Annotated in this window: 17 protein-coding genes and 1 riboswitch; of the genes, 7 read left to right on the forward strand and 10 right to left on the reverse strand. The window is 68.1% G+C overall.

Going from position 1 to position 14,931, the window contains the following annotated elements; genetic code table 11:
* Positions 1–6: 6 nt before the first annotated feature.
* On the reverse strand, positions 7–507 hold the full coding sequence (ispF, locus tag ABQE89_RS01190; RefSeq protein WP_448413277.1) for a 2-C-methyl-D-erythritol 2,4-cyclodiphosphate synthase: 501 nt from the start codon (positions 505–507) through the stop codon (positions 7–9).
* A gap of 5 nt (positions 508–512) precedes the next feature.
* Positions 513–1,001: an RNA polymerase-binding transcription factor CarD gene (gene carD, locus ABQE89_RS01195; protein ID WP_003888533.1), complete on the reverse strand. Its 489-nt coding sequence runs from the start codon at positions 999–1,001 to the stop codon at positions 513–515.
* A 272-nt stretch (positions 1,002–1,273) separates the two neighbouring features.
* Here carD and ABQE89_RS01200 point away from each other — a divergent pair, with 272 nt between their 5' ends.
* The 3 genes from ABQE89_RS01200 (at position 1,274) to disA (ending at position 4,442) form a co-directional block, all read left to right on the forward strand.
* Positions 1,274–1,846: a copper chaperone PCu(A)C domain-containing protein gene (locus ABQE89_RS01200; RefSeq protein ID WP_448413279.1), complete on the forward strand. Its 573-nt coding sequence runs from the start codon at positions 1,274–1,276 to the stop codon at positions 1,844–1,846.
* 68 nt (positions 1,847–1,914) lie between these two features.
* Positions 1,915–3,303 (forward strand): DNA repair protein RadA, encoded by a 1,389-nt coding sequence (radA, locus tag ABQE89_RS01205; RefSeq protein ID WP_448413281.1) that lies wholly within the window; start codon positions 1,915–1,917, stop codon positions 3,301–3,303.
* A 20-nt stretch (positions 3,304–3,323) separates the two neighbouring features.
* Positions 3,324–4,442, forward strand: coding sequence for a DNA integrity scanning diadenylate cyclase DisA (gene disA / locus ABQE89_RS01210; protein WP_448413283.1), 1,119 nt, complete (start codon positions 3,324–3,326; stop codon positions 4,440–4,442).
* 4 nt (positions 4,443–4,446) lie between these two features.
* On the opposite strand, the gene ABQE89_RS01215 is transcribed toward disA, so the two are convergent.
* Together ABQE89_RS01215 and ABQE89_RS01220 are read right to left on the reverse strand one after the other, a co-directional pair.
* A complete protein-coding gene (locus ABQE89_RS01215; RefSeq protein ID WP_448413285.1) occupies positions 4,447–5,217 on the reverse strand; it encodes a hypothetical protein in 771 nt (256 codons plus the stop codon).
* A 57-nt stretch (positions 5,218–5,274) separates the two neighbouring features.
* Positions 5,275–5,895 (reverse strand): carbonic anhydrase, encoded by a 621-nt coding sequence (locus ABQE89_RS01220; RefSeq protein WP_448413287.1) that lies wholly within the window; start codon positions 5,893–5,895, stop codon positions 5,275–5,277.
* Here ABQE89_RS01220 and ABQE89_RS01225 point away from each other — a divergent pair.
* On the forward strand, positions 5,894–6,766 hold the full coding sequence (locus ABQE89_RS01225) for an iron-sulfur binding domain-containing protein (protein ID WP_448413289.1): 873 nt from the start codon (positions 5,894–5,896) through the stop codon (positions 6,764–6,766). The two genes, ABQE89_RS01220 and ABQE89_RS01225, sit on opposite strands and share 2 nt — an antisense overlap.
* Here ABQE89_RS01225 and ABQE89_RS01230 read toward each other — a convergent pair whose 3' ends face one another.
* Positions 6,767–7,750, reverse strand: coding sequence for a helix-turn-helix domain-containing protein (locus ABQE89_RS01230; RefSeq protein ID WP_448413291.1), 984 nt, complete (start codon positions 7,748–7,750; stop codon positions 6,767–6,769).
* A gap of 70 nt (positions 7,751–7,820) precedes the next feature.
* Between ABQE89_RS01230 and ABQE89_RS01235 the strand changes: the two genes are divergently transcribed.
* The gene (locus ABQE89_RS01235; protein WP_448413293.1) at positions 7,821–8,045 is read left to right on the forward strand and encodes a hypothetical protein; all 225 of its coding nucleotides are present in this window, start codon (positions 7,821–7,823) and stop codon (positions 8,043–8,045) included.
* Here ABQE89_RS01235 and ABQE89_RS01240 read toward each other — a convergent pair.
* Positions 8,019–8,780 carry an alpha/beta fold hydrolase gene (locus ABQE89_RS01240; RefSeq protein WP_448413295.1) on the reverse strand — a complete coding sequence of 254 codons (762 nt, stop codon included), beginning with the start codon at positions 8,778–8,780 and terminating at the stop codon, positions 8,019–8,021. The two genes, ABQE89_RS01235 and ABQE89_RS01240, sit on opposite strands and share 27 nt — an antisense overlap.
* 40 nt (positions 8,781–8,820) lie before the next feature.
* Here ABQE89_RS01240 and mhuD point away from each other — a divergent pair, with 40 nt between their 5' ends.
* A complete protein-coding gene (mhuD, locus tag ABQE89_RS01245; RefSeq protein ID WP_448413297.1) occupies positions 8,821–9,144 on the forward strand; it encodes a mycobilin-forming heme oxygenase MhuD in 324 nt (107 codons plus the stop codon).
* Positions 9,125–10,501, forward strand: coding sequence for a serine hydrolase (locus ABQE89_RS01250; protein WP_448413299.1), 1,377 nt, complete (start codon positions 9,125–9,127; stop codon positions 10,499–10,501). Before mhuD ends, ABQE89_RS01250 begins: the two co-directional genes overlap by 20 nt.
* Here ABQE89_RS01250 and ABQE89_RS01255 read toward each other — a convergent pair whose 3' ends face one another.
* The 4 genes from ABQE89_RS01255 to clpC1 all read right to left on the reverse strand — a co-directional run bounded on the left by ABQE89_RS01255 (position 10,502) and on the right by clpC1 (position 14,855).
* Positions 10,502–11,053 carry a histidine phosphatase family protein gene (locus ABQE89_RS01255; protein ID WP_448413301.1) on the reverse strand — a complete coding sequence of 184 codons (552 nt, stop codon included), beginning with the start codon at positions 11,051–11,053 and terminating at the stop codon, positions 10,502–10,504. It lies immediately after the preceding gene.
* Entirely contained in the window at positions 11,050–11,859 is an 810-nt protein-coding gene (locus tag ABQE89_RS01260) for a CbtA family protein (RefSeq protein WP_448413303.1), read from the reverse strand. Before ABQE89_RS01260 ends, ABQE89_RS01255 begins: the two co-directional genes overlap by 4 nt.
* Before the next feature lie 22 nt (positions 11,860–11,881).
* Positions 11,882–12,097, reverse strand: a complete 216-nt coding sequence (locus ABQE89_RS01265; RefSeq protein WP_448413306.1) for a CbtB domain-containing protein — start codon at positions 12,095–12,097, stop codon at positions 11,882–11,884.
* 12 nt (positions 12,098–12,109) lie between these two features.
* Positions 12,110–12,203: riboswitch (cobalamin riboswitch) on the reverse strand.
* Positions 12,204–12,305: 102 nt separating this feature from the next.
* Positions 12,306–14,855 carry an ATP-dependent protease ATP-binding subunit ClpC gene (clpC1, locus tag ABQE89_RS01270; RefSeq protein ID WP_448413308.1) on the reverse strand — a complete coding sequence of 850 codons (2,550 nt, stop codon included), beginning with the start codon at positions 14,853–14,855 and terminating at the stop codon, positions 12,306–12,308.
* Positions 14,856–14,931: the final 76 nt, after the last annotated feature.

The following is a 14,931-nucleotide window of genomic DNA, read 5'->3' on the forward strand; positions in this document are numbered from 1 at the left end:
GCCAGCTTACCGGCCTATATCGGCGGATTCCCCATCGGAGAGGACAAGGGCGGTCGCAATGGCGGCCAATCCCTCGCCGCGGCCGGTCAGACCCAGGCCGTCGGTGGTGGTCGCCGACACCGAGACCGGCGCATCGAGGAGCCCGGAGAGCAGGTCTTGGGCCTCGGCCCGGCGCGGGCCGATCTTGGGCTGGTTGCCGATCACCTGCACGGCGGCGTTGCCGATGCGGAATCCGGCCGTGGTGAGCAGTTCACGGACGTGCCGCAGCATGTCCGCACCTGAGGCGTCGCGCCACTGCGGGCGGCCGGTGCCGAAGACCTCGCCGAGGTCCCCGAGACCGGCCGCTGACAGCAGTGCGTCGCACAGGGCGTGGGCCGCCACGTCGCCGTCGGAATGGCCCGCGCAACCGAGGGCGTCGTCGAACAACAGGCACAGCAACCAACACGGTCGCCCCGCCTGAATGGGATGTACGTCGGTGCCGAGCCCGATCCGTGGCAGGCCCGTCATTGCCGTCAGGAGGCGGCGGCCAGTGCCTCGTCGAGGATGGTCGCGGCCTTCTCGTCGTCGGTGTTCTCGGCAAGCGCCAATTCACCGACGAGGATCTGCCGCGCCTTGGCCAGCATCCGCTTCTCGCCCGCGGACAGCCCGCGCTCCTGATCGCGGCGCCACAGGTCGCGGACCACCTCGGCGACCTTGTTGACGTCGCCGGAGGCCAGCTTCTCGAGATTCGCCTTGTACCGGCGCGACCAGTTGGTCGGCTCTTCGGTGTGCGGTGCGCGGAGAACCTGGAATACCTTGTCGAGGCCCTCTTGGCCGACCACGTCGCGTACCCCGACATACTCCGCGTTCTCGGCGGGAACTCGGACCGTGAGGTCCCCCTGGGCAACCTTCAAGACGAGATATTCTTTTTGTTCGCCCTTGATGGTCCGGGTTTCAATCGCCTCGATCAACGCGGCACCGTGGTGGGGGTAAACAACGGTGTCTCCAACCTTAAAAATCATCAGTTTCGAGCCCCTTTCACACATCAATGTTAACACGGCCCGTCCTGGGGTGCTTAACAACGATGCAGGTCAGGGGCACCATGGCTGGGGAGCGGGGGTTGACACGGCCGGTAATCCATGATCTACCCGAATGCCCGGACGGCGACGGGTGGCGCGGTGCGGGGTCGCGGCGGCACCTGAGCTACCGCCCCAACCCCGCACCTACTACTGTGCATAGTTGAATTTCCGCGACCGGTGTTCGGTCGCGTCGAGGGTTCGAGCAGGAGGCACGCGTGGACCGCTTCAAACTGGCCGCCTTCGGAGCGGTCGCCATCGTCGCCGCGACCGCGCTCAGCGGTTGCAGCTCCGGTCAGGTCTCGCAGATGGCGACCCAGGAGCCCGCCGTGAACGGGACGAACCTCAACGTCGGCCTGATCGCGGTGCGCAACATCCATCTGCGGGCGGTCCAGACCAGCGCCTACATCGAACCGGGCACCGACGTCGAGTTGCTGTTCACCGCCTCCAACGACTCGCCCGACACGGACGACAAGCTGGTCTCGATCACCTCCGACGTCGGCACGGTGACCCTGACCGGTGACACGTCGCTGCCCGCCAACGGCATGCTGGTGGTGGGCGCGCCGGACGGCCAGGTCACCGCGCTGGAGACCGTGGAGGACGCGCAGGCCGCGGAGGCCACGGTGACGCTGACCAAACCGATCACCAACGGGCTGACCTACGACTTCACGTTCAAGTTCGAGAAGGCCGGCGAGGGCACCATGTCGGTGCCGATCTCGGCCGGTGAGTCGCCCAAGCGCGATCCGGTGCAGGACTCCGGCCAGGCCGGCGGCCACTCCGGCGGTCACTGACCGACCGAGTCGGCGACACGGCCGTCCGCACCGCGGCTTCTGTCGGTGCCGAGGGCTAACGTCACGGCGTGGCCAAAGCGCGTTCGCAGTACCGCTGCTCGGAATGCCACCACGTCACCGCGAAATGGGTAGGCCGCTGCCCGGACTGCGGCACCTGGGGCACCGTCGACGAGATCGCGGTGCTCGCCGCGGTGAAGGGTGCCGTCGCGGGGCGCGCGATCACCCCGAGCACCTCCGCGGTCCCGATCAGTTCCATCGACCCCGGTAACACCCGGCACTTTCGCACCGGCATCAGCGAGTTGGACCGGGTGCTCGGCGGTGGCCTGGTCCCCGGTTCGGTCACGCTGCTGGCGGGCGATCCGGGAGTCGGCAAGTCGACGCTGCTGTTGGAGGCCGTGCACCGCTGGGCGGAGGCGGGCAGGCGTGCGCTGTACCTGTCGGGTGAGGAGTCGGCCGGCCAGATCCGGATGCGCGCCGAACGCACCGGTTGCACCCACCACGAGGTCTACCTGGCCGCCGAGTCGGATCTGCAGGTCGCCCTCGGCCACATCGACGAGGTGCAGCCCAGCCTGGTGGTGATCGACTCGGTGCAGACGATGTCCACCACCGAGGCCGACGGCGTCACCGGTGGCGTCACCCAGGTGCGCGCGGTGACCACCGCACTGACCATGGCGGCCAAGGCATCCGGTGTCGCGATGATCCTGGTCGGCCACGTCACCAAGGACGGCGCCATCGCCGGGCCGCGCTCACTGGAGCATCTCGTCGACGTCGTACTGCACTTCGAGGGGGACCGGACCTCAGCGCTTCGCATGGTTCGCGGAGTGAAGAACCGGTTCGGCGCAGCCGACGAGGTCGGCTGTTTCCTGTTGCACGACAACGGAATCGAGTGTGTCGCCGATCCGTCGGCGCTGTTTCGCGACCAGCGTCCCAAGCCGGTGCCCGGCACCGCGGTCACCGTCACCCTCGACGGTAAACGTCCACTGATCGGAGAAGTGCAGGCGCTCATCGGTTCACCGGCCAGCGGCAGCCCCCGGCGCGCCGTCAGCGGCATCGACTCGGCCCGCGCGGCGATGATCACCGCGGTGCTCGAGAAGCGCGCGTCACTGCCTGTCGGCGTCAACGACATCTACCTGTCCACCGTCGGCGGCATGCGGCTGACCGACCCGTCCGCGGACCTGGCGGTGGCGCTCGCGATCGCGTCGTCGTGTCTGAACCTGCCGATGCCCGCGACCGCGGTCGCGATCGGCGAGGTCGGCCTGGCCGGCGACCTGCGGCGGGTCACCGGCATGGATCGCCGACTGAGCGAGGCGGCGCGCCTGGGCTTCACCTGCGCCGTCGTGCCCTCCGGAGTGACGAACGTGCCCGCCGGCCTGCGCGCGATGTCGGCGGACAACATCGGCGAAGCGCTGCGGGTATTGCGCAGCATCAGCGAAAATGGCGCAGAACCTGCCGGATAGCCGGCCGAGGGGAGGGGTGGATGGCCGTAAAGGCGGGTGGCCGGTCCCGCCGTACCGTGGTGCGGTTGGCGCGGCCCACCTTGCGCGAGACGATCGCCCGGCTCGCCCCGGGCACCGCGCTGCGCGACGGGCTGGAACGCATACTGCGTGGCCGCACCGGCGCGCTGATCGTCATCGGCTACGACGAGAGCGTCGAGGCCATCTGCGACGGCGGGTTCTCCCTGGACGTCCGCTACGCGCCGACGCGGTTGCGTGAGTTGTCGAAAATGGATGGCGCCGTTGTGCTTTCCAGCGACGGCAGCCGCATCCTTCGGGCCAACGTCCAGTTGGTGCCCGATCCGTCGATCGCCACCGAGGAGTCCGGCACACGGCACCGCTCGGCCGAACGCGCCGCCATCCAGACCGGCTATCCGGTGATCTCGGTCAGTCATTCGATGAGCATCGTGACCGTCTACGTGGCCGGCGAGCGCCACGTCATCCCGGACTCGGCGACCATCCTGTCGCGGGCCAACCAGACCATCGACACGCTGGAGCGCTACAAGACCCGCCTCGACGAGGTCAGCAGGCAGCTCTCGGCGGCCGAGATCGAGGACTTCGTCACGCTGCGCGACGTGATGACCGTCGTCCAGCGGCTCGAGATGGTGCGGCGCATCAGCCTCGAGATCGACTCCTACGTCGTGGAACTCGGCACCGACGGACGCCAGCTCAAACTCCAGCTCGACGAACTCGTCGGCGACAACGACACCGCTCGTGAACTGATCGTGCGGGACTACCACGCCAACCCGGATCCACCCACCGCCGCTCAGGTCAGCGCCACGTTGGACGAGCTGGACGCCCTCTCGGACAACGAGCTGCTCGACTTCACCACGCTGGCAAGGGTTTTCGGCTATCCATCGACACCGGAGGCACAGGACTCCGCGATGAGCTCACGCGGCTACCGCGCGATGGCGGGCATCCCCCGACTGCAGTTCGCCCACGTCGATCTGCTGGTGCATTCGTTCGGTTCGTTGCAGGGGCTGCTGGCCGCCAGCGCAGGCGACCTGCAGAGCGTGGAGGGCATCGGGTCGATGTGGGCCCGCCACATCCGCGAGGGCCTTTCGCAGTTGGCCGAGTCGACGATCGCCGACCGACTGGCTTAGCGGGTCAGCCGACCGGTGCGGGCACCGGGCCGGGCGCGGGCGCAGGGCCTTCGCCGGGAGGCAGATGCGCCGGCTCGGCGAGGATGAACGGCACCGTCGCGGACCGCAGATTGCCCAACTGGACGACGAGGTTGTAGGTGCCGGGCCCGATGGGTTGGCGAGGCAACGGGCACCCGGGCGCCGAACCCATGCCCGTCCACGTCACCTCGGTGGTCACCTGCTCACCGGGCTGGAACGTCTTGACCAGGGTCTCGTTGGACGGCGCGCAGTCCAGGTTCGACCACAGCCGGTTGTTGTCCAGCGTGTAGACGTAGGCCGCCAGCACGGCCGCGCCGACGTCACGTTGGCAGGCGACCAGGCCGATGTTGGTGACGACCATCGTGAACTTGGGCTGATCGCCGACCACGTACTGCGGTTGGTTGGTGATGCCCTTGACCGCCAGCGTCGAATCCGGGCAGTCGTCGCCCTCGGCGAGCACCGGCGGCGGCACCACCGCGGCGGTGGGCGTCGCGGTCGGTGGCGGCGCGTCCTGCGCCGGCGGCACCACGGGCGTCTTGACCTCGGGGTTCTCCCCCGGCAGTGGGGTCGGCGCGGCGGCCTCGGTGGCCGCGGTCTCGTCGGCGGCCTGATCGTCGGAACCGCCGGTGTTCATCACGATCGCCACCACGATGGCCACCACCACCCCGATGACCAGTGCCGCAAGGCCCACGGCAAGCGCCCTGCGCCGCCAGTAAATCTGCGGGGGCAGCGGGCCCTGCGGTTCGAGATCCAGCACAAGCCCACGGTAAGCCCAGGTCACGCCCGATTGCCCGAGGTGACTCGGCGTGTCGCGTCAGGCTTCGCCGATGTCGCCCAGGTGGTCCCGCAACCCGACCCGGCCGTCGGCCAGGTGGTAGGTGGCGCCGACGATCGCCAGATCGCCCGCGGCGATCCGTTCGGAGATGGTCGTCGAGCGGGCCATCAGCTGCACACCGGTCTCGATGACGTGCCGGGCCTCGAACTCATCGACCCTGGTCAGCCCGTCGCGACGGCCCAACAGAATCGACGGCATCACCCGTTCCACGATGTCGCGCACGTACCCGCCGGGCACCACGCCGTCGTCGAGGGCGGACAGCGTGGCCTTCACCGCACCGCAGCTGTCGTGGCCGAGCACCACGATCAGCGGCACGTCGAGCACCGCGACCGCGTACTCGACCGAGCCGAGCACCGCCGCGTCGATGACGTGGCCGGCGGTGCGCACCACGAACATGTCGCCGAGGCCCTGGTCGAAGATCAGTTCGGCGGCCACTCGGCTGTCCCCGCAGCCGAACACCACCGCGGTCGGCGTCTGTGTCTCGGCGAGGCTGGTTCGGTGCTCGATGCCCTGACTCGGATGCAACGGCTTGCCGGCGACAAACCGCTCGTTACCTTCTTTGAGTGCTTTCCAAGCGGTTACCGGGCTGGTGCTGGGCATGACAGATATTGTGCCGCAACTGCTCGATTGGTACGACAGCGCATGCCGAGACTTGCCGTGGCGGCGGCCCGGTGTGACGCCATGGCAGGTACTGGTCAGCGAGTTCATGCTGCAACAGACCCCGGTGAGCAGGGTGGTACCGGTGTGGACCGACTGGGTGGCGCGCTGGCCGACACCGTCGGCGACCGCGGCCGCAAGCGCCGCCGACGTGCTGCGCGCCTGGGGCAAGCTGGGCTATCCGCGTCGCGCCAAACGACTACACGAGTGCGCGACGATCATCGCCACCGATCACGACGACGCCGTGCCGTCGGACGTCGAAACACTGTTGGAGCTGCCGGGAATCGGTGCGTACACCGCACGGGCCATCGCGTGCTTCGCGTACCAGAAACGGGTGCCGGTCGTCGACACGAACGTGCGTCGCGTGGTGACCCGGGTGATTCACGGCCGCAGCGATGCGCCCGCCTCAACCCGCGATCTACAGGACGTGGCGGCGCTGTTGCCCGATGACGCGGCGGCACCGCGCTTTTCGGTAGCCCTGATGGAGTTCGGGGCGACGGTGTGCACGGCCCGGGCGCCACGCTGTGACCGGTGTCCGCTACGCGAGTGCGCCTGGCGCACAGCGGGATACCCCACGCTCGATGGTCCCGTTCGGCGAGTCCAGCGGTATGCGGGTACCGACCGTCAGGTCCGCGGGCTACTGCTGGAGGTATTGCGGGCCAACAACTCTCCGGTCAGCAAGGCGCAATTGGACACCGTATGGCTGACCGACACCGCGCAACGCGACCGGGCGCTGGACTCGTTGCTGGTCGACGGTTTGGTGGAACAGACCGCCGACGGCCGCTTCGCGCTGGCGGGCGAAGGCGGCCCTTAATCAGGCGCTCTCGGCCGCCCGGTCACACGGCATGCCGCCACACGCGAACCGGCGGCGGTAGTCCGAGGGGGTGACGCCGATGATGCGGCGGAAGTGGTGGCGCAGCAACGTCGCGGTACCGAAGCCACTGCGTTCGGCGATCCGGTCGACGTCGAGATCGGTCTCCTCGAGCAGTGTGCGCGCGTAGAGCACCCGCTGATCGGTCACCCACTGCATGGGCGTGCGGCCGGTCTCCTCGACGAACCGGCGCGCGAACGTGCGCGCCGACATGTGCGCACGGCCCGCGAGCGTCGCAACGGTGTGCGGCTTGTCGAGGTTAGCCAGGATCCAATCCAGGTGCGGGGCAAAGCGTTCCGAACACCGAACGGGAATCGGCTGATCGATGAACTGGCGCTGACCGCCGTCGCGTTGGGGCGGCACCACCATCCGGCGTGCGATCTTGTTGGTGACCTCGCTGCCGAGTTCGCGACGCACCAGGTGCAGGCAGGCGTCGATGCCCGCGGCGGTGCCCGCGCTGGTGATCAGATTGCCGTCGTCGACGAAGAGCACGTTGCGGTCGACCTTGGCCGTCGGATACTTTCTCGCCAATTCGTCGGCGTGCATCCAGTGCGTGGTACACGGCCTGCCGTCCAGGAGTCCGGCGGCGCCCGCGACGAAGGCCCCCGAGCACACCGTCAGGACGATCGCCCCGGAATCGGCCGCGGACCTGACCGCCGCCAGCGCCTCCGGCAGGTAGTCCGAACCACCGATCGCCGGGATCGCCACCAGGTCGGCGCCCACGAGAGCGTCCAGGCCGTGATCGGGGATGAGCGTGGCACCGACCGACGTGCTCAGCGGCTTGCCCGGCTCGGGTCCACAGACCTTGAAGTCGAAGTTCGGCACTCCGTCCGACGAGCGGTCGATGCCGAAGACCTCGCAGATCACCCCGAACTCGAACATCGCCAGGCCGTCGAGCACCAGAGTGGATACGCTCTTGATCGCCATGGCAGCATATTATCTGATGTGTCCTTTCTGCCACTGTTGGCGGCATCTTTCCCGGTGCAGCATTACTGCCATGACCACTGCGATGACGTTCCTGATCCTGCTCGCCCCGTTCGGGGTGGTGGCGGCACTGAGTTGGGCCGCAAGTCGCGGCGGCACGCTGCGCCTGCACCTGGACCAGTTCCGGATGGCCGCACCGATGGCCGGGCGATTCGACGACGACCGCGACCCGATCCGCTCGCGATTCGAGGACCGGCCGGCCTGGCCGAGCTCAGGCGCGTCGGGTGAGCGTCGTTAGGAACGCCTCCACAGCCTCGCGGTAGATCTGCGGCGTATCGTCGTGGATCAGGTGACCCGCGTCGGGTACATGCAGATAGGTTGTCCGGTAACCGATTTCTGCCATCCGGCGCATCTGCCCCGGCGGAGTGACGGAGTTGCCCGCCTCCATCAACAGCGTGGGCACCCGCACCTGTGACCACTGTTTCCAGTAGTCCCGCCTGCCCCATTCGGCGGCGATCTCGATCCACCGGCTGGGGTGGCCGTGCAGCCGCCAACCGGTCTCCGTCCGGTCGAAGGCCTCGAGGAAGTACCGGCCCGCGACGTCACCGAACTCGTCGTAAACCTTTTGTGCCGAGTCGAACTCGACGGGCAGGGCGTGCACCCACGGCTCCCACGGCCCGGTGGTGCGGCCGCGAAAGTCCGGTGCCATGTCCTCGACCACCAGCGCCTCGACCAACTCGGGTCGGCTGGCGGCCAGACACCATGAATGCAGCGCGCCCATCGAGTGGCCGATCATCACCGCGGGACCGTCCAGTCGCGCCACCGCCTCGCCAAGATCGGCGACAAAGCGCTCGGTGCCGATCGGGTGCGCGTCGTCGACGTCGCGTCCGCGGTGCCACGGCGCGTCGTAGGTGTACACCTCGCCGAACCGCGTCAGCCACGGCAATTGACGAGTCCAGGTGCTGCCCCGCCCCATCAGCCCGTGCACCAGGACCAGCGGTCGGCCCAGACCGCCGCGCGCCGTCAATTGCATGCCGACATCATGCCTGCGGCGGTTCGGTAGCCTGATTCGCATGCCCAGCCAAAATCCCGTGGTGAAGATCAATGCAATCGAGGTCCCGCCGAACGCCGGCCCCGAACTGGAGAAGCGGTTCGCCCACCGCGCCCACGCCGTCGACAACCAACCCGGGTTCCTCGGCTTTCAGCTGCTGCGCCCGGTCAAGGGGGAGAACCGCTACTTCGTGGTGACGCACTGGGAATCCGACGAGGCGTTCCAGGCGTGGGCCACCGGCCCCGCCATCGAGGCGCACCAGGGCCAACAGGCCAACCCGGTGGCCACCGGGGCGTCGCTGCTGGAGTTCGAGGTCGTCCTGGACGTTGCGGGCGCCGGTAAATAAGCCGAGGCGTCGGTGGCTGCGCCCCCGCGCCGCCGGGCTCTCGATCGCGGTCACGCTCGTCGTGGCCCTGCTCGGCGGTTGCACCACCTCCGTACCCGCGCCGACCGAAGCGGCGTACGGGTCGCCGATCGAGGTGAACACCCCCCAGGGCCTGCGCGCCAAGCAGGTCATGGACATGCTCAACTCCGACTGGCCGATCGGCCCGGTCGGGGTGCGCACGCTGGCCGCCCCGGACAAGGTCGACGAGTTCGTCGCCAAACTGGACGCGATCTGGTGGGACCGCCCGTTCACCGTCGACGGCGTCGACATCGGCGCCGGGCAGGCCACGCTGGATGTGCAGACCTCCTACGGGGTCCGGCAACAGATCGCGGTCCGCACCGACGACGCCGGTCTGGTCGAGCGCCTCGACATCTCGCTTGCCCCGCCCGCGATCGAGAACTGGGCCGACATCGACGCCGAGATCACCGCGTCAGGGGCGCGGTACTCCTATCAGGTGTCGCGGGTGGTCGGAGACGGTGAGGCCGCCCACTGCGACGTGCTGGCGGGCGCCAACACCGAACAGTCACTGCCGCTGGCGTCGATCTTCAAACTCTATGTGCTGCTTGCGGTCGCCGAGGCCGTGAAGGCCGGCACCCTCGAATGGACCGACCAGCTAACGATCACCAAGGAGGCCAAGGCGGTCGGCTCGGCGGGCCTGGAGGAACTCGCGCCCGGCGCCCAGGTCTCGGTGCGAAGGGCTGCTCAGCAGATGATCTCGGCGAGCGACAACATGGCGACCGATCTGTTGCTCGCGCGCCTGGGGCCCGGTGCCGTCGAGCGGGCGCTGGTGCTCGCAGGCCATCACGACCCCGCCAGCATGACGCCGTTTCCCACCATGCACGAGATGTTCTCCGTCGGCTGGGGAGAACCGGATCTGCGTGAACAGTGGAAGCAGGCCTCACCGGAGGGCCGGGCGCAGCTGCTCAAGCAGACGAATTCGCGTCCCTACCAACCCGATCCGCACCGCACCCACACGCCGGCATCGGAATTCGGCGCCGAATGGTACGGCAGCGCGGCCGACATCTGCCGGGTGCACATCGCGCTGCAAGCTGCCGCCGTCGGCAAGGCGGCGCCGGTGAAGCAGATCCTGTCCGCCATCCCCGGCGTCGAGTTGGACAGGGCGAAGTGGCCGTATGTCGGCGCCAAGGGCGGAAACCTACCGGGGGACTTGACATTCAGCTGGTACGCCGTCGACCACACCGGTCAGCCGTGGGTGGTCAGCTTCCAGTTGAATTGGCCGCAGTACCGCAGCCCGACCGCGGCGGGCTGGCTGCTCTCGATCGTGCACCAGACCTTCGATCTGGTGCCCGTCGGCTGACTATCGCGTCGAGCGCAGTGTCCACGCGTGGCCGCGGAAATGCATCACCGTCCGACTGGCCGGCGCAACATCGATGCGCCAGAACGACTTCGGCGGGGCGTCCAGTGCGGTCAGGACCGCGGCGCGGATCACGGCGGGATGGGTGACGGCCACCACCCGGGTCCGCTCCGCGGTCAGCGAGTCCATCCAGCCACGGACCCGGTCGAACAATTCGACGACGGACTCGCCGCCGTGCGGGGCGCGGGTGGGGTCGGTCAGCCAGATCGCCAGGTCGGCCGACTCGACCCGGCCCAGCACATCGCCGCGCCACCGGCCGCAGTCCAGGTCGGCCAACCGGGTGTCCACCTCGGCCCTCAGACCCAGCAGGTCCGCGGTCTGGCGGGTCCGCTTCTCCGGGCCGCAGCAGGCGTGTTCGACCACGCCGAGGTCGATCGAGGCGTCGACCTGCCGGTGGCCCACCGCGTTCAGTGGCTCGTCGGTGGGAAACCGTCCGGCCGCCATCGCGTCGGTCATGGCGTGCGACACGAGGGTCAGCCGAACGACCTCGCTCATGCCGGGATGGCGGGCTCCTGCCGCTTCCCTTCGAGGAGCCGGGACACCAGCGCACCGAACACCAACGCGATGGTCGCCCACATGACGATCTGCGTGCCCAGCGAGAACAGCCGGAACTCGTAGAGATCGTCGGCCGGGAAATTCTCGTAGACGATGGTGCCCGCGTCGTCGCGCAGCGGCCCGGGGGTCTCGCTGATCGTCGGCAGGATCACCATCACCACCGCGACGGCGACCAGGTAGCCGCCCGCGGCCACCAGCGTCGCGTTCCAGACCCCCAACCAGTCCACCAGCCGCCGGCCGAGGTAGACCGCACCCACCAGCAGCGCCGCGGACAGCACCACCATCAGCAGGTACAGCAGCGTGCGCTGGCGAAGCGTCTCGTCGAGGCTCACCGCAGGCGGGTTCGCCGGATACTTCAGCGACGGCACCACGTACAGGCTGAGCAGCATCCCGCCCGCCACGTACAGCGACATCAACCGCGCCGAGACGTTGCCGACGCGCCCGTACGCCAGCGCGAAGACGACCGCGAACAACGCGGCCATCGCGAGGCTGAACAGCAGCACACCGAAGCCCATCCCGACGTTCATCTGCACGCCGCGGGTGAAGCCCTCGATCCCGTCGCCGTGGTGATGCCCACCATGGTGGTGTGCGGCCTCTTCGAGGGCCTCATGGGCGGCGCCCACACCCTCCTCGTAGCCGATGGCCCGTTCGATCACCGGCTCGACGAAGATGCGGGCGAAGACGAACGCGAGTACTCCAGCGAGGGCGCCGGCCAGCAGGCCGCGCCCGATGATCTGTTTTTCCACTGTGTTCGGCGTTTCCCGAATATCAGTGGCAGGGGAAGCCGAGCAGGTGCCTGGCGTCGTGGACGAACTCGTGGATGAGGGTGTTGCTACCGAACACCGACGTCGCACCCTGATCCAGGCCGACGAAGTAGAGAACCAAGAGAGCGAAGAACGCGGTGAGCGTCAGCCAGACCGCGGCCTTGGCGGCGGAGAAATCCAGCGCCGGCGCGATCGACCTGCGGGCCTCTGGAGAGGTCATGTGGATAGTTCCTTTCCGGGATTGCGCGTCCCAGCTTCACAAGGCGACGGCGAACGTCGGGTCTGACTTCACAGTGGCGCGACCGTTCTGGACTCTCACCAGATTCCTTCGCCCGCCGATTACACCAGCATCTTAAGCAGTCGGTCCAGCGATCAACGGCAAAGACCCCCGAATCACGGTGATTCGGGGGTCTTCGCGTCGGTCGTGGTTACTCCGCGGCGGTCGCGCTGGCGGCGCCTGCCGCCCCGGCCTGAGCCAGGTCCGGCTCGGCCACCCGCGCCGGCTTCTTGGTGCCGGTGAAGGTGAACACGGCGTCCTCGCCGGCACCCTCGCCGTCCCAGTTGTCGACGTCGACGGTGACCAGCTGGCCGGGCCCGATCTCCTCGAAGAGGATCTTCTCGGAGAGCTGGTCCTCGATCTCGCGCTGGATGGTCCGCCGCAGCGGCCGGGCACCCAGCACCGGATCGAACCCACGCTTGGCCAGCAGTGCCTTGGCCTTGTCGGTCAGCTCCATCTCCATGTCCTTGGCCTTCAGCTGCGCCGAGACCCGGTTGACCATCAGGTCGACCATCTCGACGATCTCCTCCGGCGTCAGCTGGTGGAACACGATGATGTCGTCGATGCGGTTGAGGAACTCCGGACGGAAGTGCTTCTTGAGCTCGTCGTTGACCTTCTGCTTCATCCGCTCGTAGTTGTTCTCACCGCCGCCCTGGGTGAAGCCCAGCCCGACGGCCTTGCTGATGTCGGACGTACCGAGGTTCGAGGTGAAGATCAGCACGGTGTTCTTGAAGTCCACCGTGCGACCCTGACCGTCGGTCAGGCGACCGTCCTCGAGGACCTGCAACAGGCTGTTGTAGATCTCCTGGTGCGCCTTCTCGATCTCGTCGAACAACACCACCGAGAACGGCTTGCGCCGCACCTTCTCGGTGAGCTGGCCGCCCTCCTCGTAGCCGACGTAGCCCGGAGGGGCGCCGAACAGCCGCGAGGCGGTGAAGCGGTCGTGGAACTCACCCATGTCGATCTGGATGAGCGCGTCGTCGTCACCGAACAGGAACTCGGCCAGCGCCTTGGACAGCTCGGTCTTGCCGACACCGGACGGGCCGGCGAAGATGAACGAACCCGACGGACGCTTGGGGTCCTTCAGCCCGGCACGGGTGCGCCGGATCGCCTTGGAGACGGCCTTGACGGCCTCGCGCTGCCCGATGATCCGCTTGTGCAGCTCTTCCTCCATGCGCAGCAGCCGGGTGGTCTCCTCCTCGGTCAGCTTGAACACCGGGATGCCGGTCCAATTGCCCAGCACCTCGGCGATCTGCTCATCGTCGACCTCGGCAACGACGTCGAGATCACCTGAACGCCACTGCTTCTCCCGCTCGGCTCGCTGGGCGACGAGTTGCTTCTCCTTGTCACGCAGCGAGGCGGCCTTCTCGAAGTCCTGCGCGTCGATCGCGGATTCCTTCTCCCGACGCGCGTCGGCGATCTTCTCGTCGAACTCGCGCAGGTCCGGCGGCGCCGTCATCCGGCGGATCCGCATCCGGGCGCCCGCCTCGTCGATCAGGTCGATCGCCTTGTCGGGCAGGAAGCGGTCGTTGATGTAGCGGTCGGCCAGGGTGGCCGCCGCCACCACGGCGCCGTCGGTGATGGAGACCCGGTGGTGGGCCTCGTAGCGGTCGCGCAGCCCCTTGAGGATCTCGATGGTGTGCTCAACCGTCGGCTCACCGACCTGCACCGGCTGGAACCGGCGCTCCAGCGCGGCGTCCTTTTCGATGTACTTGCGGTACTCGTCGAGCGTGGTGGCGCCGATGGTCTGCAGCTCGCCGCGAGCCAGCTTCGGCTTGAGGATGCTGGCGGCGTCGATCGCGCCCTCGGCAGCGCCCGCCCCGACCAGCGTGTGCAGCTCGTCGATGAACAGGATGATGTCGCCGCGGGTGTTGATCTCCTTGAGCACCTTCTTCAGGCGCTCCTCGAAATCACCGCGGTAGCGGCTGCCGGCCACCAACGAACCCAGGTCCAGCGTGTAGAGCTGCTTGTCCTTGAGCGTCTCGGGGACCTCGCCGTGCACGATCGCCTGCGCCAGGCCCTCCACGACGGCGGTCTTGCCGACGCCGGGCTCGCCGATCAGCACCGGGTTGTTCTTGGTGCGTCGGCTCAGCACCTGCATCACCCGCTCGATTTCCTTCTCGCGGCCGATGACCGGGTCCAGCTTGCCCTCCATCGCGGCGGCGGTCAGGTTGCGGCCGAACTGGTCGAGGACCAGTGAGGTGGACGGAGAGCCGGCCTCCCCGCCGCGGCCGCCGGTGCCCGCTTCCGCGGTCTCCTTGCCCTGATAACCGCTCAGCAGCTGGATGACCTGCTGACGCACCCGGGTCAGTTCGGCGCCCAGCTTGACCAGCACCTGCGCCGCCACGCCCTCACCCTCGCGGATGAGGCCCAGCAGGATGTGCTCGGTGCCGATGTAGTTGTGACCCAACTGCAGCGCCTCACGAAGGCTCAGCTCGAGAACCTTCTTGGCGCGCGGGGTGAACGGAATGTGCCCGGACGGCGCCTGCTGACCCTGGCCGATGATCTCCTCGACCTGGCTGCGCACGCCCTCCAGCGAGATGCCCAGCGACTCCAACGACTTGGCCGCTACGCCCTCACCCTCGTGAATAAGTCCCAACAGGATGTGCTCGGTGCCGATGTAATTGTGGTTGAGCATCCGGGCCTCTTCTTGAGCCAGGACGACGACCCTGCGGGCACGGTCGGTGAATCTCTCAAACATCGGTGGTTACCTGCTCTCCCTCAATAGGTCGATGCCATGCGTTCCCCCGGTCTCGAGTACCGCACCGCATCTGTCG

It is taken from the genome of Mycolicibacterium sp. XJ1819 (assembly GCF_053483675.1).